Origin of the sequence: Pseudomonas sp. MF6767 (genome assembly GCF_016405475.1) — a bacterium.
In the GTDB taxonomy this organism is placed as follows: Bacteria; Pseudomonadota; Gammaproteobacteria; order Pseudomonadales; family Pseudomonadaceae; genus Aquipseudomonas; species Aquipseudomonas paracarnis.
Window position 1 is genome coordinate 232,136 of sequence record NZ_JAEKCY010000008.1, and the last position, 23,892, is coordinate 256,027.

Sequence of the window (23,892 nt, forward strand, 5' to 3'; positions counted from 1 at the left end):
CCCACAATGGATCTGTGGTGTATTCAAGTGATTTGATGCCTATAAAAACAGATGTTTGTGGAGCCTCGCCGATGAAATCCTGTGAAGTCAATTTTGACGGTCTAGTGGGGCCGACCCATAACTACGGCGGTTTGTCATTCGGCAACGTCGCGTCCCAAAGCAACAGCCAGCAGTCTTCCAACCCGAAGGAAGCGGCGTTGCAGGGCCTGCAGAAAATGAAAGCCCTGATGGACATGGGCTTTGTGCAAGGTGTATTGGCGCCCCAGGAGCGCCCGGATGTAGCCGCCTTGCGCAGCTTGGGTTTCAGCGGCACCGACGCTCAGGTGATCGAGCAGGCTGCCAGGCAGGCCATGCCTTTGCTGGTAGCGAGCTGCTCGGCATCCAGCATGTGGGTAGCCAACGCCGCCACCGTCAGCCCAAGTGCCGACACCGCAGACGGTCGTGTGCATTTCACCGCTGCCAACCTCAATTGCAAATACCACCGCAGCATCGAGCACCCCACCACCAGCCGAGTGCTGGGGGCGATGTTCTCCGATGGCAAGCATTTCGCTCACCACGCCGCCTTGCCGGCCGTGGCGCAATTTGGCGATGAAGGCGCGGCCAACCACACGCGTTTCTGTCGTGAGTACGGCGAGGCGGGCGTCGAGTTTTTCGTCTTCGGCCGTAGTGCTTTCGACCCCCGTTACCCGGCCCCGCAGAAGTACCCGGCGCGCCAGACCCTCGAAGCCTCCCAGGCCGTTGCGCGCCTGCATGGCTTGAAGGAGCACGGTGTGGTCTACGCCCAGCAGAACCCTGCGGTGATCGATGCCGGTGTGTTCCACAACGATGTGATCGCGGTGGGCAACGGCGAGGTGCTGTTCTATCACGAGGATGCGTTCCTCAACACCGAACAGATGCTTGCCGAGCTGCACGGCAAGTTGGGCAAGTTGGGCGGCAACTTCCAGTCGGTGTGTGTGCCTCGCGCGTTGGTCAGTGTCGAGGACGCGGTGCGTTCCTACCTGTTCAACAGCCAGTTGCTGACTCGTCCTGACGGTTCGATGCTGCTGATCGTGCCGGAAGAGTGCCGCGCCAATGAGCGCGTGTGGCAGTACCTGCAAGGCCTGACCGCTTCCGGCGGGCTGATTCGCGAGGTCAAGGTCTTCGACCTCAAGCAAAGCATGCAGAATGGCGGTGGGCCGGCGTGCCTGCGCCTGCGTGTGGCGTTGAACGAAACCGAGCTGGCGGCCGTGAACCCAGGGGTTATCATGACTGCGCCGTTGTACGAAACCCTGACCCAATGGGTGGGCAAGCACTACCGTGACAGCCTGCGCGAAACCGACCTGGCTGACCCGCAGTTGCTGCTTGAGTGCCGGACGGCACTGGATGAACTGACGCAGATCCTTAAACTGGGCTCGGTTTATCCTTTCCAGATCAATTAATGCCACACGGCTGAGATATTTTATTTATGACCGACACCCTGAAACTCATCCTTGAAGACACCGACGGCACCCAGCTGGAAACCTCCTGCACCCGCGTCGCCGTGGTCTGGCAGGGCAAGGAGATCTGGATCCAGCACGATGGCCGCGGCCAACTGCTGATTGGCGTAGACGTAGAGGAGGGCGACGCCGAGTACGCCAACCTGCTGATGCGCCCATTGGCCACCAACCTGATGAGCCTGCAGCTGGAAATGGAACCGGCCGACGTTGAAGGTGACGACGACGATCACGTCCATGGCCCAGGCTGCAACCACTAAGGAAGCTGCTTATGCTCGCCCTCGGCAAACTGCTTGAACTGACCCTCGCCGGTCGTGAACCGGCGCAAAAAATTCAACTGACTGTCGACGGCGTGCAGATGCGCTGGCTCAGCGAAGGCGCGCTTGAAGTGCGTCCTCCTGAAGCTCTGGACAACGGCAGCGACTTGCTGCTGTCGTCCGGCATCCATGGCAACGAAACCGCGCCGATCGAATTGCTCGACCGCCTGTTGCATGGCATTGCCCGCGGGGAGATCAAACCCCGCACCCGTATTCTGTTCCTGTTCGGTAATACCGAGGCCATGCGCCGCGGTGAGCGTTACCTCGAGCTGGACGTCAACCGGCTGTTCAATGGCCGTCATGAACAAAACATCGGCCCCGAAGCCATGCGCGCCGCCGAGCTTGAGCAATTGGCCCGCAGCTTTTTCAGCCTGCCTGGCCGCTCGCGCCTGCATTACGACCTGCATACCGCGATTCGTGGTTCAAAAATCGAGCAGTTCGCGTTGTACCCGTGGAAGGAAGACCGACAGCATTCGCGCCGTGAGCTGGAGCGCTTGAACGCGGCCGGCATGCAGGCGGTGCTGCTGCAGAACAAAACCTCGATTACCTTCACCGCCTTTACCTACGAGCAACTCGGCGCCGAGGCTTTCACCCTGGAGTTGGGCAAGGCGCGCCCGTTCGGGCAGAACGACGGTGTGGACGTGTCGCGCCTGGAGGCGCGTCTGAAGCAGATCATCGAGGGCAACGAGCCTGAGACCGGCAACCTCGACGGCCTGAAGCTCTTCGCCGTTGCACGGGAAGTGATCAAGCACAGCGACGCCTTCCTGCTGCACCTGCCCGCAGATGTGGAAAACTTTTCGGAATTGGAAAAGGGCTACCTGCTGGCCGAAGACGTGGCCAAGACCCGCTGGGTGATCGAGGAGGAGGGCGCCCGCATCATCTTCCCCAACCCAAAGGTGAAGAACGGCTTGCGCGCCGGGATATTGATCGTGCCCACCACCGATGCCGGCCTGGCCTGAGAGCCAAGTCTGGCTCAGTCCAATGTGGGAGCTGGCTCGCCTGCGATAGCATCACCTGGGTATCACTGATACACCCCAGGTGTCTGCATCGCAGGCAAGCCAGCTCCCACACTGGTTTGCGGTGAGGCTTGGATTTAGACCGCTACCGCACGCGGCTCGCTACGACGGATCGCCCGCACTTTGTGCAGGGTATCGGCGCAGGTACGCGCAGCTTCCTGACCCTTGTGCACGAAGTGCTCATAGAAGAACGTGGTGTGCTCGCTGCCGGCATGGAAGTGGTGCGGCGTCAGGGACACCGAGAACACCGGCACTTCAGTTTCCAACTGCACCTGCATCAGGCCGCTGACCACTGATTGCGCGACGAATTCGTGACGGTAGATGCCACCGTCCACCACCAGCGCGGCAGCGACGATCCCGGCGTAACGGCCGGTCTTGGCCAGCAACTTGGCGTGTAGGGGCATTTCAAAGGCGCCGCCGACTTCGAAGAAGTCGATGTCCGATTCCTGATAACCCTGGGCGATCATTTCGGCGAGGAAGCCTTTGCGCGACTGGTCGACAATATCCTTGTGCCAGCAGGCCTGGATAAACGCGACGCGCTCGCCGTGATGGTTTTTGCTTTTGCTGTCGATTGCGGTGGGTTGCATGTTCTGACTCCTGTTTAAGAAAAAAACAGGGCGTTATGAATCGAATGGGATTTAAGGGTACGCATGCGCAAACAGGCGCGCGGCCCTTAGGTGCCAATCCCGTTCTCTCTTCATCCGGACTATGACCGTCGGCCCCGGGATCACACCGGGTCTGCTGACCTTGTCGCCGTCCTGCCTGAGCAGTTCAAGGCGCCAAGCGCTCGCGGGCTATGCACATTGCGTGCAATTACCGCCGGTGGGGAATTGCACCCCGCCCTGAGAACGTTGCCGCCAGAACCCTGGCGGCGGAGAGTTTTTAACATGGTTTTTCGAAAACTGCACGGCTGCCGTCTCGATAACTTATATCGGTTTGATTGGTTGGTATTCGAATGAATGCAATAGGGGCTTGATATTCCGTGGCTTTGCCCGCAGTAATCACACACAAAAGGACTTATCCACTCCGTTAGAGGCCCCCTTCATGACCGTGATCGACCTGCGCAGCGACACCGTGACCCAACCTACCCCCGGCATGCTCGACGCAATGGCCAGCGCCGTCAGCGGCGATGATGTTTATGGTGAAGACCCCAGCGTTAACCGCTTGGAGGCCGAGTTGGCCAAGCGCCTGGGCTTTGCCGCGGCGCTGTTCGTACCCACCGGCACCATGAGCAACCTCCTGGCGTTGATGGCTCACTGTGAGCGCGGCGAGGAATACATCGTCGGCCAGCAGGCCCACACCTACAAATACGAAGGTGGCGGTGCGGCGGTGCTGGGGTCGATCCAGCCGCAGCCCCTGGAGGTTCAAGCTGATGGCTCCCTTGATCTGAACCAGGTGCTTGCAGCCATCAAGCCCGACGACTTCCACTTCGCGCGCACGCGCCTGCTGGCGCTGGAAAACACCATGCAGGGCAAAGTGCTGCCGCTGGATTATCTGGCCAAGGCCCGGGCATTTACCCACGAGCACGGCCTGGCCCTGCACCTGGATGGCGCCCGCCTTTACAACGCAGCAGTCAAGCTGGGGGTGGATGCGAGAGAAATCGCCCAGCACTTCGATTCGGTGTCGGTGTGCCTGTCCAAGGGCCTCGGCGCGCCGGTCGGTTCGGTGCTGTGTGGCTCGGCGGCGCTGATCGCCAAGGCTCGGCGCTTGCGCAAGATGGTCGGCGGCGGCATGCGCCAGGCCGGCTCACTGGCGGCGGCGGGGTTGTATGCTCTGGATCATCAGGTGCAGCGCCTGGCTGACGACCATGCCAACGCGCAATGGCTGGGCGATGAGTTACGCAAGGCCGGCTACAGCGTCGAGCCGGTGCAGACCAATATGGTGTATGTGCAGGTAGGCGATCAGGCGCAGGCGCTGAAGGCCTTTGCGGCCGAGCGTGGGGTCAAGTTGAGTGCCGCGCCGCGCCTGCGCATGGTCACCCATCTGGACGTCAGCCGGGCGCAGATCGAGCAAGTGCTGCAGACATTCGTCGCGTTTTCGCAGAAATGACAGTGCAGGCCGTCTAATTGACTGTTTCTATCACATAAACACGCTGTACCACCGGCAAAGGGCCGATATAATGCGGCCCTTTGCCGTCGCTCCGTCTGATGATGTTGCGCACTGGCCTTTGGCCGCAGCCTCCGTGGAAGAACCTAATGAAAAGCGCAGAAATCCGTGAAGCCTTCCTTCGCTTCTTCGAAGAGCAAGGTCACACCCGTGTAGCCTCCAGCTCCTTGATCCCAGGCAATGACCCAACCCTGCTGTTCACTAACGCGGGGATGAACCAGTTCAAGGACTGCTTCCTGGGCCAGGAAAAGCGCGCCTACACCCGCGCTACCAGCAGCCAGAAGTGCGTACGCGCCGGCGGCAAGAACAGTGACCTGGAAAACGTCGGCTACACCGCTCGTCACCACACCTTTTTCGAGATGCTGGGTAACTTCAGCTTCGGCGACTATTTCAAGAAAGACGCGATCACGTTCGCCTGGACCTTCCTCACCGGCGTGCTGAAGCTGCCCAAGGAAAAGCTCTGGGTCACTGTGTACGCGACGGACGATGAAGCGTATGACATCTGGACCCAGGAAATCGGTGTACCTGCCGAGCGCATGATCCGTATCGGTGACAACAAAGGCGCGCCCTACGCGTCCGATAACTTCTGGACCATGGGCGATACCGGCCCGTGCGGCCCGTGCACCGAGATTTTCTACGATCACGGCGACGATATCTGGGGTGGCCCGCCAGGTTCGCCGGAAGAAGACGGCGACCGTTACATCGAGATCTGGAACAACGTGTTCATGCAGTTCAACCGCACCGCCGATGGCGTGTTGCATCCGCTGCCGGCACCGTCGGTGGACACCGGCATGGGCCTGGAGCGGATCAGTGCGGTGATGCAGCACGTTCACTCCAACTACGAAATCGACCTGTTCACCAACCTGCTGAGCGCCTCGGCGGCGGCCATTGGCTGCGCCAATGAAGGCCAGTCTTCGCTCAAGGTGGTGTCGGACCACATCCGTTCCTGCGGTTTTCTTATCGCCGACGGCGTGCTGCCGTCCAACGAAGGCCGTGGCTACGTGCTGCGTCGCATCATCCGTCGCGCGTGCCGCCACGGTAACAAGCTGGGCGCTACCGGCAGCTTCTTCTACAAGATCGTGGCCGCGCTGGTTGCCGAGATGGGCGATGCCTTCCCGGAACTCAAGCAACAGCAAAGCAACATCGAGCGGGTGCTCAAGGCTGAAGAGGAGCAATTCTCCAAGACCCTGGAGCATGGCCTGAAGATTCTGGAACAGGACCTGGCTGAGCTCAAAGGCACCGTGGTGCCGGGTGATGTGGTGTTCAAGTTGTACGACACCTATGGTTTCCCGATGGACCTGACTGCCGACATCGCCCGCGAGCGTGAGTTGACCGTCGACGAAGCCGGTTTCGAGCGTGAGATGGAAGCCCAGCGCGTGCGCGCACGTTCGGCCAGCTCCTTTGGCCTGGACTACAACACCCTGGTCAAGGTTGACGTACCGACCGAGTTCACCGGCTACAAGGCGACTGCGGGCTCGGCCAAGATCGTCGCCATCTATAAAGACGGCAAGTCGGTCGACGTGTTGAGCGAAGGTGAAGAGGCGGTTGTGGTACTGGACCAGACGCCTTTCTATGCCGAGTCGGGTGGCCAGATTGGCGATTGCGGTTTCCTGAGCTCGACATCCGGTCGTTTTGATGTGCGCGACACCACCAAGACCGGCGGGGCTTTCCTGCATCACGGTGTGCTGGTGCTGGGCAACTTGACCGTGGGCGCACCGGTAGACACCCAGGTGGATGCCGACGTACGGCATGCCACGGCGTTGAACCATTCGGCCACTCACTTGCTGCACGCCGCGCTGCGCCAGGTACTGGGCGAGCACGTGCAGCAAAAAGGTTCGTTGGTGGACAGCCAGCGCCTGCGTTTTGACTTCAGCCACTTTGAAGCGATCAAGCCTGAGCAGATCAAGGCCCTGGAAGACATCGTCAACGCCGAGATTCGCAAGAATACCCCGGTTGAAACCGAAGAAACCGATATCGAGACCGCCAGGAATAAAGGCGCCATGGCGCTGTTTGGCGAGAAGTACGGCGACGAAGTCCGCGTACTGAGCATGGGCGGCAGCTTCTCGGTAGAACTCTGTGGTGGCATCCACGCCAACCGCACCGGCGATATCGGCCTGCTGAAGATCATCAGCGAAGGTGGTGTGGCCTCGGGCGTACGTCGTATTGAAGCGGTAACCGGTGCTGCGGCCCTGGCTTATCTCAATGCAGCCGAAGAACAACTCAAGGAAGCGGCCGGCCTGGTCAAGGGCAGCCGCGACAACCTGATCGACAAGCTGTCCGCCGTGCTGGAGCGCAACCGTGCGCTTGAGAAACAGCTGGAGCAGTTGCAGGCCAAGGCGGCGAGCGCTGCGGGCGATGACCTGTCGGCCGCGGCGGTTGACGTCAAGGACGTAAAAGTCCTGGCTGCGCGCCTGGACGGCCAGGATGGCAAGGCGCTGTTGGCCTTGGTCGATCAGTTGAAGAACAAGCTCGGCCGCGCAGTGATCCTGCTCGGCAGTGTCCATGAGGATAAGGTCGTTCTGGTTGCTGGTGTAACCAAGGACCTGACTGGCCAACTCAAAGCCGGTGATTTGATGAAGCAAGCCGCTGCGACAGTGGGCGGCAAGGGCGGTGGTCGTCCGGACATGGCGCAAGGCGGTGGTGTCGATGCCGCAGCTCTGGACGCGGCGCTGGCCTTGACCGTGCCATTTGTCGAGGCAGGTATTTAAAGCACTGTTAACCGGCCCGTGGTCTAGTCACGGGCTTGTTCAGTGCGGGTGGATTGGAAATTAGGCGCCCCTTTACGGGCTGAGGCGGCTTGGAAATGGCTTTGATCGTACAGAAATTTGGAGGCACCTCGGTCGGTTCTGTCGAAAGAATCGAGCAGGTCGCCGACAAGGTTAAGAAGTTCCGCGATGCTGGCGATGATCTGGTAGTGGTGCTGTCGGCCATGAGTGGCGAGACCAATCGCCTGATCGATCTGGCCAAGGCCATCAGCGGTGATCAACAGCCGCTGCCGCGCGAGCTGGATGTGATTGTCTCCACGGGCGAGCAGGTAACCATTGCGCTGTTGGCCATGGCGCTGAACAAGCGTGGCGTGCCAGCGGTGTCCTACACTGGTAGTCAGGTGCGCATTCTTACAGACAGCGCACATACCAAGGCGAGGATCCTGCAGATTGATGATCAGAAAATTCGCACTGATCTCAAAGCAGGCCGTGTGGTAGTTGTAGCGGGTTTCCAGGGCGTGGATGAGCACGGCAACATCACCACGCTGGGTCGTGGCGGTTCGGACACCACCGGTGTGGCCCTGGCGGCAGCGCTCAAGGCTGACGAATGCCAGATCTATACCGATGTGGATGGCGTCTACACCACTGACCCACGCGTCGTGCCAGTGGCCCAACGGCTGGACAAGATCACCTTTGAAGAAATGCTGGAAATGGCCAGCCTTGGTTCCAAGGTGTTGCAGATTCGTGCGGTGGAGTTCGCCGGCAAGTACAACGTTCCGCTGCGCGTATTGCACAGCTTCAAGGAGGGTCCGGGCACCCTCATTACTATTGATGAAGAGGAATCCATGGAACAGCCGATCATTTCCGGCATCGCTTTCAATCGCGATGAAGCCAAGCTGACGATCCGTGGCGTGCCAGACACCCCAGGCGTGGCTTTCAAGATTCTGGGGCCTGTCAGCGATGCGAATGTTGAAGTCGACATGATCGTGCAGAACGTTTCGCACGACAACACCACCGATTTCACCTTCACCGTGCATCGCAATGAATACGATGCAGCATTGAAAATCCTGCAGAACACTGCGAGCGAGATTGGCGCGCGTGAAGTGGTCGGCGATACCAAGATTGCAAAGGTGTCGATCGTCGGGGTGGGCATGCGTTCCCATGCTGGCGTTGCCAGCCGTATGTTCGGGGCTCTTGCCAAAGAAGGTATCAACATCCAGATGATTTCCACCTCGGAAATCAAAGTCTCGGTCGTCCTCGAAGAGAAGTACCTGGAGCTGGCTGTACGCGCGCTGCATACGGCTTTTGAGTTGGATGCTCCGGCCCGACAGGGCGAGTGATGCGTTGCCAGGAAGGCGCGGTTTACCGCGCCTTTCATTTTTTTGTGGGGTACATGGTCTTTTGCATGGGCTCGACAATACTTAGCGAGTAGGGCTACGACCTTTTGGTTGTAGGTCGAATGCTTTTTTTTTGCAGACTGTTGTTCCTGAACTGAAATGCGTGAGGTGAAAGGTATGCTGATTCTGACTCGTCGTTGCGCAGAAAGCCTGATTATCGGTGATGGCGAAATCACTGTGACCGTGCTCGGCGTCAAAGGCAATCAAGTACGTATTGGGGTTAACGCTCCGAAAGAGGTGGCGGTCCACCGCGAGGAAATCTACCTGCGGATCAAGAAAGAGAAGGACGAAGAACCAAGCCTTTAATTTTTATCGTTTTTTATGTTTGCAAACGGGGAGGAACGTGGTTAATATACGCCCCGTGTTGCGGAGAGCTGGCCGAGTGGCCGAAGGCGCTCCCCTGCTAAGGGAGTACACCTCAAAAGGGTGTCGGGGGTTCGAATCCCCCGTTCTCCGCCATTATTTGCTTAGTACGTTGCAATCTGGTTTTTTCGGTAAGTTGTTGAAAATACTCGAAAAAATAGCTTTACATAGAGATTGAACGGCCTATAATGCGCGGCAACAAATGCACTCGTAGCTCAGCTGGATAGAGTACTCGGCTACGAACCGAGCGGTCACAGGTTCGAATCCTGTCGAGTGCACCATTTAAGAGTTAGTTGCAGCGATGCAGGTAGCTTGGCTTCAACCAGTTGTGATCTGGTCTAAAAACACAATCTGCACTCGTAGCTCAGCTGGATAGAGTACTCGGCTACGAACCGAGCGGTCACAGGTTCGAATCCTGTCGAGTGCACCATACAAACAAAAAGCCCGCCTAGTGCGGGCTTTTTGCCGTCTGGGGTTTGTATAGGCTTTATCCGGCGTCCTCCTTTTTCTCCCTCCTCATGTGTTTTCCCATGCGTCTGCGTCGTCGCAGTTCATAGATGCAGCCAATACTGAGCTTTGGCGTGCAAGCGCTTGTTCTTTCCAGTTTTTTAACGTTTAAAACGTCCGGGCGGTGTATCATGCGCCCGTCAGCCCCGCCGGGGCTTGTGGAATACCTCCATGGACTTACCCAGTAGTTACTCAGTACCCCGTTTTACCAATCATGAATTGACTGATTGATCCTTCCGGCGTGCCCCGCTGCTGGGAGTGGAGTTCGCCTATGACCGAAGTAGAAGTAAAGAAAACACAAGAAAGCCTGCAGGATCGTCTGGCTCAAGTTATCGAGCTGCTGCAGCGCCAGCGCGTGGTCGAAGACCTCACGCACCGCCAGGAAGGTCCGAACCACGACCGCGTCGAAAACCTGGTTCACCGGCAAAACCTCGTCGAGTTGCAACGCAAGCTCGATGACCTGCACTCCGCCGACGTCGCCTACATTCTTGAAGCCTTGCCGTTGGATGACCGACTGACCCTGTGGCAGTTGGTGAAGGCTGATCGCGACGGTGACATCCTTCTGGAAGTATCGGACTCGGTGCGTGAGACGCTCATCGCCGACATGGATGACCACGAACTCCTGGCTGCCGCCAAGGAGATGGATGCGGACGAGCTTGCTGACCTGGCCCCTGAGCTGCCCCGTGATGTTGTCCATGAGTTGATGGAAGCGCTCGACACGCAGCAGCGTGAGCGTGTGCGTTCCGCGCTGTCGTACGACGAGGATCAGGTCGGCGCCCTGATGGACTTCGAGATGGTCACCATCCGCGAAGACGTCAGCCTGGAAGTGGTGCTGCGTTACCTGCGCCGCCTCAAAGAGTTGCCCGGCCACACCGACAAATTGTTTGTGGTCGACTATGAGGGCATCCTCAAGGGCGTTTTGCCGATCAAGCGCCTGCTGGTCAATGATCCGGAGAAAAAAGTTGCTGACCTGATGGCCAGCGATACCGTGAGCTTCCACCCGGACGAAGATGCCTACGACGCGGCCCAGGCATTCGAGCGTTACGACTTGATCTCGGCTCCGGTGGTTGATAAGAACGGCAAGTTGATCGGTCGTCTGACCATCGATGAAATCGTCGACTTGATCCGTGAGGAAAGTGAAACCGAAGTCCTCAACATGGCGGGTTTGCGTGAAGAGGAAGATATTTTCGCGTCGGTCTGGCGTTCACTGCATAACCGCTGGGCTTGGCTGGCTATCAATCTGATTACCGCGTTTATCGCTTCTCGCGTGATCGGGTTGTTTGAAGGCTCCATCGAGAAGCTGGTTGCCTTGGCGGCGTTGATGCCGATTGTGGCGGGCATTGGCGGCAACTCCGGGAACCAGACCATCACCATGATCGTGCGCGCCATGGCGCTGGACCAGGTCAGTACCGCCAATTCCTCACGGCTGTTGCGCAAGGAACTGGCTGTAGGCCTCATAAACGGATTGGTGTGGGGGGGCGTGATTGGCGTGGTGGCCTACTTGCTCTACGGCAGTTGGTCCCTAGGTGTGGTCATGACTGCGGCCATGACCCTTAACCTGTTGCTGGCGGCCTTGATGGGGGTATTGATCCCCATGACCCTGGCGCGTCTAGGTCGCGATCCCGCCATGGGTGCCAGTGTGATGATCACGGCCATGACTGACAGTGGTGGTTTCTTCATCTTCTTGGGCCTGGCAACGATCTTCCTGCTCTGACCCTTCCCGCGGGGGCAAACCTGCCCTCGCTTTGCTTCTTATTCCCAAACTCGACGCAAAAAAAAAGCCAGCACAGGGCTGGCTTCGGCTTTCAGGTGTCAATCAATTGGCTTCTGCGGCCGCCTCCACGTCGTGCGCGATCAGCGAGACGAGAGCATTTTGCTGGCGGTGGGAGAGTTGACGAAAACGCTGCAGCAGTTCGCGTTCGTGCAGTGACAGCTCGGGGCTGTCCAGGCGCATGCTCAACTCTTCACCCAAGGCACCTTCCTGAATAAGGCTTTGTTCCAGGCGTGCGATGATTTCGGAGTTCATGCTGCGGTGATGATTGCGAGCCACCTCGGCAATGCGTTCCCGCATTCCGTCTGGCAGACGTACGACGAATTTGTCAGCCGTACGGCTGGAATAAATTGCCTGTTTCAATGGGCGCATATATTTAACCGGTTAGTTCAGGGGAGCGGTTTCTGGAATTGGCCGCAAGATGAGTGTTAAGACAAGGCTCACGACCAAAGTTCAACGCGAATTGCAAAGAGGCCGCATCATGCCTCAGATTTGCCATTTCATTGGCGTCAATTCTGTGACAAATATTGAACCGCCTAAAGGCTTTATGCCAGTACTGATTTGCGTTTTTGCGGACTGGTTGGAAAAATTTCCTGCAGCTGCAGCGAAGCTCGGCAACCTTCGTTCAGGCCAGCGCGGAATCTGAGTCGAAGGGTGTCCTTTCTATAGGGGTATGGCCTTTTGCCCGCAAGCTTAAGGTTAGTAGCTGTTCGGCTATTTACGAGTGTCAGGCGACATAAGGTAGGGAGAAGGGGCGGCGGGGGGAGGGCTAGCGAAGGAGTGGATCGAATTTGATTCGGCGACCCTTGATGAGTGCAATTATCAGTAGGCTGCCCAGCACGGCGCTTGCGACGAAGGCTAGGATTTGAGCTTGTTGTGAGGTGGCTCCCAGGCCTAGTGCGGCGGACATGAGGGTCAGGCACAGAAATAACCAGGCAGATTTGGACATGAATATTTTCTCAGAAAACCCAATGCTCGGCCGCTGGGGCAGATTGGGTTTCTTGGGTCAGGCGAATGGGGGGCTGGGGGTTGGCAGTCATCAGTGCGAGTTGAGGGCGCTGTTGCAGATGGTGGGGAATGGCTTGGCTGATTTGCGCGCCGTCTTCAGTATTGGTCGGCTGAAAATGAAACGTCACCACCGCGGCCAGTGCCACAGCGTTCAGTGCTAATAGAAGGGCGCTGTTCATAGTCATGGTCTCCACGGTGCCTGGAACGATTGGTTGTGTATGTATGACTTAGCAGATGTCGTGCCAACCTATTAGGCCAATAAAAACAAAGAGTTAGATTTGATTTGTGGGGTTTTGAGGTTGCAGTTTGCAATGATGGCATATTGGCGCAGTGCAATTTGCACGATGCATCTGGAGGCCTTGGTCTGCAGCGAGAGGCTTTGAATGCATTCGCAGGGATCGGCCTACATTCAAAATGCCAACGGACGACATGACAAAACCAGCCTCGGCCGTTAAGATGCACGCCGTCTGTCGCTAGCCCTTCCGGGTAAGCATTTGTCCCAGTAGCTCAATTGGATAGAGCATCCCCCTCCTAAGGGGAAGGTTGGCCGTTCGAACCGGCCCTGGGACACCATATAAACCGGGCTTCTGAGTGGTTTTCTACGCCAGCAGCAGAAGCCCGTACCAGCAGGCTACCAGCGCCAGCTACTTCACAACCTTGAGCGTTGCCTTCTGCGCAGTGACTTGGGCAGCCTCCAACATCGCCAACCCTTTGACTTCACACTCCGCCGTCAGCTCCATATACCGAGGACTGAGCGGACCTTCGTGCGCCACCGCCGCCATCACTCTGCCTAAGATCAGCCCTATGGCTTCGCATCGATCCCGGCACTCCCGCATATCCTTGGGCAAGCGCTTGAGCAACAGACGCTGCATCACCAGTGCGTTGATTTCGCCAGTCAGTTCCACCAGCTCCTCGGTGTCTATCATGTGTTCCTCCGATTGCTTGGATCGAGCAGGCCGTTTTGGCCCTTCTCTTGAATGATTCCCGCCCTGACGATCTTGGGAATGTCCTGGCGCATTGCTGTCAGCTCCTCGCCCACTTTGGCCAAGACGGCCTCGCCCAGTGCCTGGAGCCCTTCCGTAGACTCGACCGTTCCACCGCTGCCGTCGCTTTTGATGCTGATGTTTATCTGTGGAGCCCCCAATCCGCTGGCGCTTACCTGGGGCGCGCTGAATGAGGGAGTGGCTACCGGGTTGCCGACGAACCCGCCACTGGCATAGCCGCGTGCGTTGAGCCCGATCAGGTAGTCCTTCATGCCTGGCTGATCAACCACGGCCTTGCGTATCACAACCTCGCCGCCGTGCACCACGCCCTTCGGCTCCAGCTTTCCGCCTGGGCCGGTGTAGCCGCCCTCAGAGAACCCGGCCACTGCCGTCGCGGCCATGATGCCAATCGAGGCATAGCCAAGGCCGGTAATCAGTGACGCGGCGGGGATACCGAAGATCGGCCCCATAGTCAGCGCTTTGGTTGATGCCTCTTGCGTGTTGACGATCGCCTGGGCGATTGCCGAGGCTTTCGACGCCGCAAACATGATCTTGTATGCCGCTGAACTCTTGCCGGCCATGTCGCCCATCATGTCCGCGACGTTGCCGGTCATGCCGGAGAAGATGCCCAGCGTGGCCGAGGTGTAGGCCGATTGCATCGTTTTGAGCTGGTCGGTGTTCTGCTGGTTGATGTCCCTGACGCGGTCCAGATACTGCTGCTCGTTCGTGAGCTTCGCGTCGTGCAAATCCTTCTGCCTGGCCAGCTCTTTCTCGTGCCACTTGGCCAACTCTTTGTCGGCCTCGGCCACCTTGATCAACTCGCCACTGGCACCGCCCACCGAAGCGTCGAGACCGGCAAACTTGGGGGCTTCCTCGACCGATCCTTTCGAGATGGCATTGGCGCCAGCCGCGTACTGGTCTGCTGTGAGCCCGCCTTGCTCCTTGATCCGCGCCAGCTCCTGATAGCGCTTGCGGGTGGTGACCAGCAGCGCGTCCTCACCCTTTTGAACGTCACTCAGCAACTCGGCGTAGGACTTCTGGCTGTTCAGGTGGTCGACCGCGATGGCGGCGCGCTCCAGCTCAGCCTTTTTCGCCGCATCCAGCTTGGTCAGGGTGCCCTTGGTGGTCTCAAACTCGATTTTGGCGAGTTCGGTCTTGCGGCCATGTACGTCAGCCTGTTCGTTCAGGGTTTTCAGCGTGCGGCTGTAGTTGTCCTGGATCTGCTTGGCCTGGCGGTCAGCCTCATCGGCTCTTTGTTTGGCGCTTTGCTGGGCGGCGTCCTGGGCTTTTTTGGCTCGCTCTTCGGCGTCGGCGGTCTTGGCTGCGAGTTGAGCCTGTTCCAGCAGCGCCTGACCTGCAGGTGTTTTGTCGAGCCCGTCGCGGGTAGCCTGGCGATTGATTTCTCCCAGTGTGGTGGGGTCTTTGAACTTGGACGCCTTTTCCTTGAGGGCGTCTATCCGCCGCTCCCACGCCTTGACCGTTTCCCCGCTGAGTGCGCCGTTTAGAGCTTTGCCGAAGCCGGCCGCGCCAGTGGTTGCCGCCTCGATCAGGGGCGTGAACTCGCCGATCCGGGTGTTCAGGCTGTTGAGGTTGGCCACCTGGTCACCGACGGCGCCGGCTGATTTCTCAATGGTCTGGCGAAAGCTGTTACCCGCCGGCACGCCATCGAGAAGGCTTTGCACGATTCCATCGACACCAGCACCGCCTTGAGCGGCCTTGCGCAGCTCGCCGAGCTGGGTAATCGTCGATGTGAACGCCTTGCCCTTGACCGGCCCCTGCTCATAGAACGCCTTTTCAATCTCGGTGACTGCGGCGTTCAGGTCCTGCTGAACCTGGCCAAGCTGGCTTTTGGCGTCAACCAGCAAGGCGCGGCGCTGCTCCTTGGATGCCTCGCTCCACTTGCGTCCATATTCCTCAACGGAAAGGGAGAGGCTGTCCATAGAGACGCCCGCGTCATTCGCCCCGTCTCTCATCATGTAGAACGATGCCGCGACAGTTGCCGCCGTGATCGCCATCCCCGCCGGCCCGCCGAGAACACCCAGCAAGGCCCGGCCCGAGGTGAGCGCCATTGCCTTGTTGAGGTTGTTCTGCGCAACGGCCTGGGCGTTGATCGCCGCGGTTGCTGCCACTTGTCGCGGGATCAGCTCGCTCTGCACAAGGCTGAGTCGCTTCATGCCGGTGGTGCCGGCGACAGATGCTTGAGCTGCGGCCAGTTGGGCCTTGGTGTAGATCACCTGGGAGTCGGCGACGGTGAAGGTGGCGCGGGCCACACCGATAGCCTCGGATCGCTGCTGGATCATCGCAGCGGCGTGAGTCAGGGCGCCCTGGGCGGCCAGCAGAGACTTACCGGTTAACGCACCGATGGCCGCACCGGCACCAGTCAGCGCGAGCAGGCCGAGGTTGTCAGCCAGGAACACGATGGCTTTCGAGAACACCGTGGTGCTGCCGGTGGCGCTGTCTGCCCCGCCAACCCATGCCAGGAATGAGTTGTTCAGTACCTGCATTGAGCCGCTGATCGTGGGCGGGATCTTCTCGTACTCTTCCCGGAGCTTCGCCAGTTGGCCCACCAGCGCGGGCACAAGCTTGTCGATGGTGATCAGCCCCTTGTCTGCCATCGCCTTGAGTTCACTGCGGGCGACACCCATGCCAGCGGCGAGGGCTCGCAACACCCTGTCGCCGCTGTCTGCCATCGAGTTGAACTCTTCACCCCGAAGCACGCCCTGGGAAAGGGCTTGCGAGAACTGGGTTATTGCTGCCGACGCGCCTTCTGAGGTGGCCCCGGACAGCTTCAAACCCAGGGCCAGCGACTCGGTGAGGCTGACCGCATCGCCGGACGAGTAGCCAAACTCGCGCATCGATGCCGCCGATCTGCTGAACAGGTTGGCGTTCACCTCAAAAGATGTGCCGGTGCGCTGGCTCAACTCAAACAGATTTTTCTGGCTGCTGGCGAAGTCGGCGGTGCTTGTGGTCGCCTGCTTGAGCCGGGCGCTAACCAGGTTCCAGGAATCGGCCTGATGAGCCAGGTTGCCGACAGCCAGGGCGCCAACCATTGCGGCTGCATAGCCACCAACGGACGAGGTGAGGGATTGCATAGCGGCGCCCTGGGCGCGGATAGCTGCCTCTTGGGATCGCCACGAGGTTGTCGCCTGGCGGTTCCCGTCAGTGATTGTTCGTAAATAGGAGTTGCCCATCCGGCCTGCCCTGGCCATTTCGCGCTGGTATGCGCTGGTTTCAGCGGAGACGCTGACAACCAAAGAACGAAGTGTCTGGCCAGCCATAGCGGGCTCCTTTAACAAATTTTGTTAACGGCATTAACAAATTCGATTAACCGGGAAGGGCTGAGAGCTATGCCGTGCGGGGCTTACAGCCATTTGCTGATTCATTTGCTGATTAACAAATTTTCAAAAAGGGGAAAAAATCTGCGCGTGAGAGGGGGAGTGGTCTAGAGACTTGCCGCTTGCCAGATTTTGACCGCCCCCGGGCCGAAAATGTGGGGAGTTGACGTGCTTCAAGGGTTGGGTTGCCTGCCACCAGCCGTTTGGTGTGTCGCATGGTTTGGCTGCGCAGGCTGTCGGGGTTGAGTTGTAGGGCACTGGCCGACTGATCCCTGCCACGTATCCCTTGCGGGTCGCCGTGGCTGCGATGATGCTTAGGCTGCTGTCAGGTCTACCGAACGGATAGCATCCTTGGCGAACACAGCCAGACCAGCGCGCAGCTCGGCCAGCAGTGTCACCAGGTTGGTGACCAGGTTGTCACGGTCGAAGCGAGTGGCGATGACGGTTGGCTGCATACGATCGAGGATGCGAACGTGCGCTGGGTCGATGATCAACGCCTTGCCGCGTGCCAGGCTTGGAGTCTCCACCACCACGTTCTTCCACAGCGTGGCGTTTGCTGGGTCTTGTGGTCCACCCAACAGGTACAGACCGTCTGTGCTCTTCTGGATCTGGATGGCGAACCAATCCAGCGGGTTCATCAGCACCACGCTTGGCTTCCAGCCTTCGGCCTTCATGCTTGCGGCCACCTCACCAACCCGATCAGTTGGAGTGGTGGCGATGGCTGGCACGAATGGCACCGCTTGCGCCATCAAGCCCAGGATCTTACCGGCACCACCTGTGCCGTTGATGATCTCTGCCTCCAGCTTGGCCAGTGCGCCATAGCCCAGCAGGTTGCCGAGGTAGGACTGCAGCGATGGTTCGTCGTCCAGCACCTGAACAGATGCGCGTGTCCAGTGTGCGACGGTCTGAATGCTGGCGGTTGCCTCCACCAGCGTGACGTTCGACTCGGCCTTGAGCTGGCCTTCCTTCAACTGGTAGTCGGCGTTGTTGTCGAAGCTCTCCAGTTGAGTGAACTCGTAAGTGCCTGAGCCGACTGGGATGCTGGCCAGAACCTCGAGCAACTGGAATGCCAGCCGTGGATCGTTCTGGATGCCGGCGGCGTGTTCGGCGCGCACGGTGTACTCACTGTCACCGGCCTGGCCGCGACCAGAGTTGACCAGCGCCTTGATGCTGATCGACGGCAGTTCAACGCGGCCTGTGTCTTTGGCACCGGATCGGATAGCAGCAACGCCCTGAGACTTGAGGAACGCTTGCACCGCGCCCTTGGTGTCAGCGACGTTCGTACCGCCACGCAGACGCACGCCTTTCTCTTCCATTTTTTGCACAATCTCCAGGGCCTGCTCGGCTTTGGTCAGGCTTTCTTCAACCTTTTGGCTCATGGCCTTTACGGCGGTACCGTGGTCGTCCACGGCTTTGGTCAGTAGTTCGAGTGACATGGTGATACCTCAGCGCCCTTGAAGGGACGCGGTGATGTTCTGGAGTTTGGCCGCGATCTGGGCCAGTTCTGCGCTGTTGTCGGCTTGCTCATCGCGAACAAGGCCGTTCCAGCCGCCCGACATAAGCCTCTTGGCTTCGCGGGCTGAGAGCCCCAGCGCATCACGCGCGGCGCGTTCAAATTCCCGAGGGTTCGGGCTGTCCGGGTCGAAGGCGCACTTCACGCTGACGATCCGGGAGTTCGGGTTGGCGGCGATGGCCACAAGGCTCACCTCCACCAGGTCAATCTGTTTCAACAGGCGGGCACCATTCACCAGCTCGGCACCGCCGGGCGGAATCGTGTAACCGATGCTCAATGCCAGCGCGCCGTCCTTCGCCAGGGCGTGAGCTGATTTGGCTTGTGGAACGTCCAAGGTGAAGCGACCAGACGACAGAAGGCCTTGGGCGTCCTCATCGAAGGAATCCCAAACACCTACAGGGTTGGTCTGATCGTGTTGCCAAAGGAGTGCAGGACGGGTGCCGGCGGCTGCGTGCTTGGCCAGACTCTTGGTGAATGCCCCAGGGGCGATGATGTCACCGTGGAAGTCTGGCTCACCGCCGAAGGTCGAGGCGTAGCCGGTAAAGCTGCCAACCGAGTCATCGGCGGCGAACTTGAATTGCAGCGGGGCGCTTTGAAATGGGCGCATAAGTGTTCTCTCGTAAGGAGCAAATAGTTTCATTTGCCGCTCAGGGAACGCATCACGCGCAACTGGACGGGATACAGCACATCACGCGCTGTATGAGTGTCCAGTATACGTTCAGCAACCCTAAGTGCAAGTTCATTTGTTGTCCGTCCCCCATTGGGGGTTGGGGTCTTCCCCCAGTGGGGGTAGATGATCCAGTTTTGGTTCATGACTTCTGGATCTGAGCCATCCGGATCTCAAATCCAGAAGTTCCAAGGATGGGGTAGCGTTTCGTTACCCCGCCGCCTGGGCCTTTCCCGTACATGTGTGTAAATCCCCTATGTACCTGACCCGTCACTTCGACGGGGTACATCCCCGGATTTGCGGGTATCTAGATGCCCTGAGTTTTCAGGAGATGTCCCCACAACTGGGGGCATCTCAGGTCGAGCTGTACGCCTCAAGCCACTCATCGACGGTCTGGTCTTGAGGGGGCTTAGGGGTATCTATAGGGGTGTAAGGAATGGTCTTGTAACCTTCCTCCCTTATTACCTTGTTTCCGTAGTTTGAAGCGCCCGTAGTTGGAATCGGCTGCAACCCTTGTGAATCGTGGTCTGTAGCCAATTCCTTGTGCCCTGACTTTGTGCCCTCCTTGTGCCCTCCTTGTGCCTTGGTTGTGCCCTCCTTGTGCCCTGAGAGTGCCCGGCTAACCTCGTCTGCGGAGAGGGTCAGAGGCTGAAGTGTCTGCACATCAAAACGGTCATTACTAACCGCACCAGCCATCAAAACAGTCGATAATTTGCCCATGCATTTGTAGAACCGTTGCAACCGGTCTGGCATCTGCAGGCCGGCGCTCAACCAGAACCTGTAGAAATTGCTGCGCTTACCGATACGGAACTGTCCCTTGGGTAGCAGCGCGCCAGCCTTGCCAGTGGCAGTGTTGCGCTGACGTGTCAGATCGGCGTTGAACACGGCGTAGACAGATTGGCCGGAAAGCATCGAGACAAATTGAAGGGTGATACCGGCGCTCCGGGTTTTGCCATAGTGGCCAGTTGAGTAGCCTACGTACTCGAAAGCATCCAGGCCCACGGACATAAGCACTTCACGGCAAATTCTGGCCCGGTTGGTACTGATCCACTCCGGCGGTACGGGCTTGCCGCTCGCCGGTTGAATGGCGAGCTGCCCACGCTCAATGCTCACCGTGTCTCCACGGCTAAGTAGTTTTGTGGCTAGGCATTCCATTCAGCGGCTCACAGTCAGGCGCAAAGGGGATCGCGTTTCACGACCCCCTTGCTTGAGGTCAGAGGATTGTCAGGCTGCGCGTTGCGTGCCACACTCTGCCCCGACATTACCCTCTCCAGGTTTGTCACGACCCTGGCGGCGCGCCAACGCTGCCTGGGCCAACTTCTCCTCATTCGTTTCCGCTTCCTCGATCACTTCAGTCAGATTCTCGCTACGAGCGCACAAGCTCGATCCTGCCAGCTTCAAACCTTTCATGAGCCCATCTAGGCGATAGCCGTTCAAGAACGGACTGCCCTCGTCATAGGTTTCTTCCGTGAGGTTTTCGCTCACCAGGGCGGCAATGGTGTTCATGAAAATGCCAGCGTCCATCATTAGCTCGGCGTCATATTGTGCGATCTGTCTGTTCATTCTGTTCATGCTGGGCTTCCCTCGAAAAATTGGATTACCTGCTCTGCGCTCATATCGAAGCGCTGTCCTGCTTTGACGAAACACGTCTCCGCGTCTACCACCTGGAACCCACCGCCACCGTTCACCGGCAGCCGTTTGGTGGACCGGACGGCGATGCAGCCATGACGCACGGCCACCTCCCGCGCTTGCGCCTCAAGGGCGCGCTTTTGCTTGCTCATGGATTACCTCCACACGATGGGCGCCAAGACGGCGCAATGGCTCCAGATCGGCCAGAAGGGCCGTTACTGGCAGTTGAAGTGTGCCGAGGACATTCCCAGCACGATCGATAATGCGGACGCTCACAGGAATTGCCCGATGTGCTTAAACCGAAACTCTTTGATGGCCGACAGGTCGCCCGAATCGAAAAACTTCGCCAGAACGTCGTCGTCGTCAACGTCAGAGATGGCAATTTCGCGCAGGTCAATCTGTGTGACTCCGAAGTCGGATAGGGCCTCGACGATCACGGTGCCTTTTTCGAAGTCCACGATCAGTTTGCTCAGTTGGTATGGGTGGAACATGTCGCTGTATTGGTTGTTCATCGGGCGCCCTCCTTTGCAACGCGGTTGATGTAGGCGTCCAGCACCTTGACCAGGATCAGGCGGCGCCGCCCGAGCTTGAAGCTCTCGATCTCCCCGCGAGCTGCAATTTCGTAAAGCGTTGATCGCGCCACTCCGATCACTCGAGCTGCCTCATCTATGCCAAGAGCGATGGCTGGGGCTTGGTTGATATGGTTCATGTATAAAACTCCAGTTGTGTAAGCCGAACGCCCGGACGATACTGGACGGTGAAGGCATCATGATTGTCAGTAACAAAGAATGCAATCATATTTTTTGACATCATAACGGGAGATGACGAATGGCTAACCGATCTAAAAAGGTCATGCTGTCGGCACGCATCGAGCCTTACCTCAAAGCAGGTATCGAGCTCGCCGCCGTGGCGAAGAACGAAAAGATCGTCAAGCTCATGGAGCAATTCATTGAGATAGGTTTGGAGGACTTGGTCGTCGACAACCCTTTCAAGCTCATGACTCTTGAAAAGATCGATTTCATGTTTGTCTTCAAGTGCATATGGTCGGAAGATGAGCCGACATTGAAACTTAGAGCTGGGGGATTAGGTGAAGGATTTGCCGGGTCGCATCTTTCAAGGCTGGCAGGCTGGGTCTTAAGCGATGACTACTTTAAAGGTGAGTTCGACCTTTATGGCGATTTAAACGGAGTCTCGCTTGGGGAAAAGTCGTCCGCACCGCATGTAAAGATCAATATTGATTTAGTAAGAAGTGAGTGGTCGATGATCAATAGCTACTATGAATTTCTAGACAGTAACAAGCCTTTCCATCCTGCCTATAGTGATTATAAAAGAATGGTTCATGAGTCTAAGGCTAAATAAGTTCCACCGCAGCCGCTTTAACGTCAGGCGCCAAATGGGCATAGCGTAGCGTCATCTTGATGTCGGTGTGCCCCAGCAGATCCCGGACGGTGTTGAGCGGAACCCCAGCCATTACCAGGCGTGAAGCGAAGTCGTGTCGCATGTCATGCCAGCGGAAGCCGGTGATGCACGCCTCTTTCAGCAGCTTCAACCAGGCGCTTTTCACGTCCTCCATCCGGCCGCCCTCCAGGCCGGGGAATACAAAGGCTGATTCTCCGCTCTGATCTTTCCATGCCTTCAACGTATTGAAGGTTTCGGCGTTCATCGGTATATGGCGAGTTTCGGAAGTCTTCGCTGTGTCACCGCCTACGGTGATTGTCTTGTTATGGAAGTTGACCATTGACCACGTAAGGCCGAACAGTTCGCCACGCCTCATTCCAGTATTGAGCGATACCAAAACCATTGGTTTTAAGTGGTCGGTGAATGCAAGTTTTTTCAGGTCCGAGAAAAGGACTTTATTGCGATCGGTGCGCCATTTGTTTGCACTGTCGCGCTCAAGGCAGGCGCGATGCTCTCGGACTTCAAGGGCGTTTCTCAAGTTGCGGGTTTCATCTTTCGACAGGTAGCGCACCTGGCCCTTGGTATCGACTTTCAAGGGCTTGATCTTGTCCAGGGGCGAGGAGGGCAGATAGTCCCAATCAACTGCCCGGGAGAACACGCCGCTGATCGATCCCATCTTGCGATTGGCCGTAGAGGGCTTGTTCCCGGCATTGAGCCAGCCGGTGCGCAGTAGCTCCAGATCGCGCCCGGTGATCGCGTCTAAGCGCTGGGGCATGATCGTGTCGAAGTTGTTGTCGAGGTTGTAGAGCGTCTTTTCATCACCGCGATGATGTGCCCGGAACCATGGCATATACGTGTCGTCGATGAACTGGCGCAGGCTGGGGGTGGATGAACCCCGTCTGCCGCGTGTGACGGCCAGGGGCTCGCCATGCTCATGAGCGTCCGCAAGATATCGGGCGGCCTCGGTTCTTGCCTGGGCGAGTGTGAGGGTGCCGACCCGTCCCAGAGAGCGCTCCCGGTTGCGTGCCCACGAAACCATGTAGGCCATATGGCCGGTTGGCTGTACCCTGATGAAGAATCCAGGCTGATCGGTATCGAACACCCGATAGTGTTTTTCCTCAGGCTTGAGGCTGTTGATTAGCTTCTGGGTGATCTTGGCTTTCATGTCCGTACCAGCAATGTACCAGCAGAAAGCACAATATCAGCCAGAACAGCCGGACACAACCATACGCTAAGCCATTGATTTAACTGGTAAGTGTATGATTTGTAAGTGGTATTTTTGACCCTCCTAAGGGGAAGGTTGGCCGTTCGAACCGGCCCTGGGACACCATCTCTGTTGAGCTTTCCCTTTCCGGTATTCGCCGGTCTAAAAAAACAGTCTTTCTCGCTCCTCGCTTTCGCAGGTCTCGGCCGGGCTTCTTCCGGTTGGAGTTCGATGCATTTGTGTGGGAGGGGGTATTCACGCCCTAGGGCTATACGCTTCTTCTTATATAGAAGAGGCGGCGAGGCATCCTGATTTTATAGGCGAATGGGTTTTTAGCTTTTTTGCGGATAAGGGGTTGACGTTCATGGCGATCCCTGTAGAATTCGCCTCCCGCTTACGAGAGATCGCAAGCGCAAGTGGTTGAAGTTGTTGAAGAAATCTTCGAAAACTTCTGAAAATAACCACTTGACAGCAAATGAGGCTGCTGTAGAATGCGCGCCT

Annotated in this window: 25 protein-coding genes, 4 tRNA genes and 1 riboswitch; of the genes, 14 read left to right on the plus strand and 15 right to left on the minus strand. The window is 58.0% G+C overall.

Translation table 11 applies throughout. The features are described 5' to 3' along the window. The first annotated feature begins 71 nt into the window (after positions 1–71). Genes astB through astE form a run of 3 tightly spaced genes read left to right on the plus strand, consistent with a single transcriptional unit; the run spans position 72 to position 2,748 of the window. Positions 72–1,418 (plus strand): N-succinylarginine dihydrolase, encoded by a 1,347-nt coding sequence (astB, locus tag JFT58_RS15545; protein WP_054896747.1) that lies wholly within the window; start codon positions 72–74, stop codon positions 1,416–1,418. 26 nt (positions 1,419–1,444) lie between these two features. Further along, positions 1,445–1,732, plus strand: coding sequence for a hypothetical protein (locus tag JFT58_RS15550; RefSeq protein WP_003175651.1), 288 nt, complete (start codon positions 1,445–1,447; stop codon positions 1,730–1,732). 11 nt (positions 1,733–1,743) lie between these two features. Continuing rightward, positions 1,744–2,748, plus strand: coding sequence for a succinylglutamate desuccinylase (gene astE, locus JFT58_RS15555; RefSeq protein WP_054896748.1), 1,005 nt, complete (start codon positions 1,744–1,746; stop codon positions 2,746–2,748). 134 nt (positions 2,749–2,882) lie between these two features. Here astE and JFT58_RS15560 read toward each other — a convergent pair whose 3' ends face one another. After that, positions 2,883–3,392 (minus strand): 6,7-dimethyl-8-ribityllumazine synthase, encoded by a 510-nt coding sequence (locus JFT58_RS15560; RefSeq protein WP_003193604.1) that lies wholly within the window; start codon positions 3,390–3,392, stop codon positions 2,883–2,885. A gap of 97 nt (positions 3,393–3,489) precedes the next feature. Continuing rightward, positions 3,490–3,659: riboswitch (FMN riboswitch) on the minus strand. A 190-nt stretch (positions 3,660–3,849) separates the two neighbouring features. Between JFT58_RS15560 and ltaE the strand changes: the two genes are divergently transcribed. From ltaE to mgtE, 8 genes are all read left to right on the plus strand, one after another. Continuing rightward, positions 3,850–4,854: a low-specificity L-threonine aldolase gene (gene ltaE, locus JFT58_RS15565; RefSeq protein WP_034128464.1), complete on the plus strand. Its 1,005-nt coding sequence runs from the start codon at positions 3,850–3,852 to the stop codon at positions 4,852–4,854. 146 nt (positions 4,855–5,000) lie between these two features. Next, complete coding sequence (gene alaS / locus JFT58_RS15570) at positions 5,001–7,619, plus strand: alanine--tRNA ligase (RefSeq protein ID WP_014719590.1); 2,619 nt, start codon at positions 5,001–5,003, stop codon at positions 7,617–7,619. Between the two features lie 95 nt (positions 7,620–7,714). Beyond that, positions 7,715–8,956 (plus strand): aspartate kinase, encoded by a 1,242-nt coding sequence (locus JFT58_RS15575; protein WP_003193595.1) that lies wholly within the window; start codon positions 7,715–7,717, stop codon positions 8,954–8,956. A gap of 174 nt (positions 8,957–9,130) precedes the next feature. Beyond that, complete coding sequence (gene csrA, locus JFT58_RS15580; RefSeq protein WP_003175645.1) at positions 9,131–9,319, plus strand: carbon storage regulator CsrA; 189 nt, start codon at positions 9,131–9,133, stop codon at positions 9,317–9,319. Between the two features lie 62 nt (positions 9,320–9,381). Further along, positions 9,382–9,472 (plus strand) — tRNA-Ser (locus JFT58_RS15585). A gap of 108 nt (positions 9,473–9,580) precedes the next feature. Beyond that, positions 9,581–9,657, plus strand: a tRNA-Arg gene (locus JFT58_RS15590). Between the two features lie 72 nt (positions 9,658–9,729). Continuing rightward, positions 9,730–9,806, plus strand: a tRNA-Arg gene (locus JFT58_RS15595). 348 nt (positions 9,807–10,154) lie between these two features. Continuing rightward, positions 10,155–11,597: a magnesium transporter gene (gene mgtE, locus JFT58_RS15600; RefSeq protein WP_003193593.1), complete on the plus strand. Its 1,443-nt coding sequence runs from the start codon at positions 10,155–10,157 to the stop codon at positions 11,595–11,597. A 102-nt stretch (positions 11,598–11,699) separates the two neighbouring features. Here mgtE and JFT58_RS15605 read toward each other — a convergent pair whose 3' ends face one another. Next, positions 11,700–12,026 carry an Arc family DNA-binding protein gene (locus JFT58_RS15605; RefSeq protein WP_003193592.1) on the minus strand — a complete coding sequence of 109 codons (327 nt, stop codon included), beginning with the start codon at positions 12,024–12,026 and terminating at the stop codon, positions 11,700–11,702. Positions 12,027–12,075: 49 nt separating this feature from the next. Between JFT58_RS15605 and JFT58_RS15610 the strand changes: the two genes are divergently transcribed. Continuing rightward, the gene (locus JFT58_RS15610) at positions 12,076–12,300 is read left to right on the plus strand and encodes a hypothetical protein (protein ID WP_103299870.1); all 225 of its coding nucleotides are present in this window, start codon (positions 12,076–12,078) and stop codon (positions 12,298–12,300) included. A gap of 123 nt (positions 12,301–12,423) precedes the next feature. Here JFT58_RS15610 and JFT58_RS30320 read toward each other — a convergent pair whose 3' ends face one another. After that, complete coding sequence (locus tag JFT58_RS30320) at positions 12,424–12,603, minus strand: PA3371 family protein (protein WP_054896749.1); 180 nt, start codon at positions 12,601–12,603, stop codon at positions 12,424–12,426. Positions 12,604–12,613: 10 nt separating this feature from the next. Beyond that, positions 12,614–12,841 (minus strand): hypothetical protein, encoded by a 228-nt coding sequence (locus tag JFT58_RS15615; RefSeq protein ID WP_054896750.1) that lies wholly within the window; start codon positions 12,839–12,841, stop codon positions 12,614–12,616. Between the two features lie 317 nt (positions 12,842–13,158). Here JFT58_RS15615 and JFT58_RS15620 point away from each other — a divergent pair. Continuing rightward, positions 13,159–13,235: transfer RNA gene (locus JFT58_RS15620), tRNA-Arg, on the plus strand. 71 nt (positions 13,236–13,306) lie between these two features. On the opposite strand, the gene JFT58_RS15625 is transcribed toward JFT58_RS15620, so the two are convergent. The 9 genes from JFT58_RS15625 to JFT58_RS15665 form a co-directional block, all read right to left on the minus strand. Continuing rightward, positions 13,307–13,588 (minus strand): hypothetical protein, encoded by a 282-nt coding sequence (locus JFT58_RS15625; protein ID WP_198834403.1) that lies wholly within the window; start codon positions 13,586–13,588, stop codon positions 13,307–13,309. Continuing rightward, positions 13,585–16,923, minus strand: a complete 3,339-nt coding sequence (locus JFT58_RS15630) for a tape measure protein (protein ID WP_198834404.1) — start codon at positions 16,921–16,923, stop codon at positions 13,585–13,587. Before JFT58_RS15630 ends, JFT58_RS15625 begins: the two co-directional genes overlap by 4 nt. Positions 16,924–17,294: 371 nt before the next feature. Beyond that, positions 17,295–18,416 carry a phage major capsid protein gene (locus JFT58_RS15635; RefSeq protein ID WP_198834405.1) on the minus strand — a complete coding sequence of 374 codons (1,122 nt, stop codon included), beginning with the start codon at positions 18,414–18,416 and terminating at the stop codon, positions 17,295–17,297. 9 nt (positions 18,417–18,425) lie between these two features. After that, on the minus strand, positions 18,426–19,100 hold the full coding sequence (locus JFT58_RS15640) for an HK97 family phage prohead protease (RefSeq protein WP_198834406.1): 675 nt from the start codon (positions 19,098–19,100) through the stop codon (positions 18,426–18,428). Positions 19,101–19,514: 414 nt separating this feature from the next. After that, the gene (locus JFT58_RS15645; protein WP_332875132.1) at positions 19,515–20,273 is read right to left on the minus strand and encodes a hypothetical protein; all 759 of its coding nucleotides are present in this window, start codon (positions 20,271–20,273) and stop codon (positions 19,515–19,517) included. 111 nt (positions 20,274–20,384) lie between these two features. Then, positions 20,385–20,732 (minus strand): hypothetical protein, encoded by a 348-nt coding sequence (locus JFT58_RS15650; RefSeq protein ID WP_233095403.1) that lies wholly within the window; start codon positions 20,730–20,732, stop codon positions 20,385–20,387. Then, positions 20,729–20,941, minus strand: coding sequence for a hypothetical protein (locus tag JFT58_RS15655; protein WP_198834408.1), 213 nt, complete (start codon positions 20,939–20,941; stop codon positions 20,729–20,731). Before JFT58_RS15655 ends, JFT58_RS15650 begins: the two co-directional genes overlap by 4 nt. Positions 20,942–21,061: 120 nt before the next feature. Next, positions 21,062–21,301 carry a hypothetical protein gene (locus JFT58_RS15660; protein WP_198834409.1) on the minus strand — a complete coding sequence of 80 codons (240 nt, stop codon included), beginning with the start codon at positions 21,299–21,301 and terminating at the stop codon, positions 21,062–21,064. Then, positions 21,298–21,498 carry a helix-turn-helix domain-containing protein gene (locus JFT58_RS15665; protein ID WP_057023908.1) on the minus strand — a complete coding sequence of 67 codons (201 nt, stop codon included), beginning with the start codon at positions 21,496–21,498 and terminating at the stop codon, positions 21,298–21,300. The genes JFT58_RS15660 and JFT58_RS15665 overlap by 4 nt, the downstream gene beginning before the upstream one ends. A gap of 119 nt (positions 21,499–21,617) precedes the next feature. Between JFT58_RS15665 and JFT58_RS15670 the strand changes: the two genes are divergently transcribed. Next, positions 21,618–22,148: a hypothetical protein gene (locus tag JFT58_RS15670; RefSeq protein ID WP_198834410.1), complete on the plus strand. Its 531-nt coding sequence runs from the start codon at positions 21,618–21,620 to the stop codon at positions 22,146–22,148. Here the strand turns inward: JFT58_RS15670 and JFT58_RS15675 are convergent. Both JFT58_RS15675 and JFT58_RS30325 read right to left on the minus strand, forming a co-directional pair. Beyond that, a complete protein-coding gene (locus tag JFT58_RS15675; RefSeq protein ID WP_198834411.1) occupies positions 22,141–23,352 on the minus strand; it encodes a tyrosine-type recombinase/integrase in 1,212 nt (403 codons plus the stop codon). The two genes, JFT58_RS15670 and JFT58_RS15675, sit on opposite strands and share 8 nt — an antisense overlap. A gap of 321 nt (positions 23,353–23,673) precedes the next feature. Next, positions 23,674–23,892, minus strand: a 219-nt coding sequence (locus JFT58_RS30325; protein WP_219857450.1) for a hypothetical protein, incomplete at its 5' end; no start/stop codon positions are given.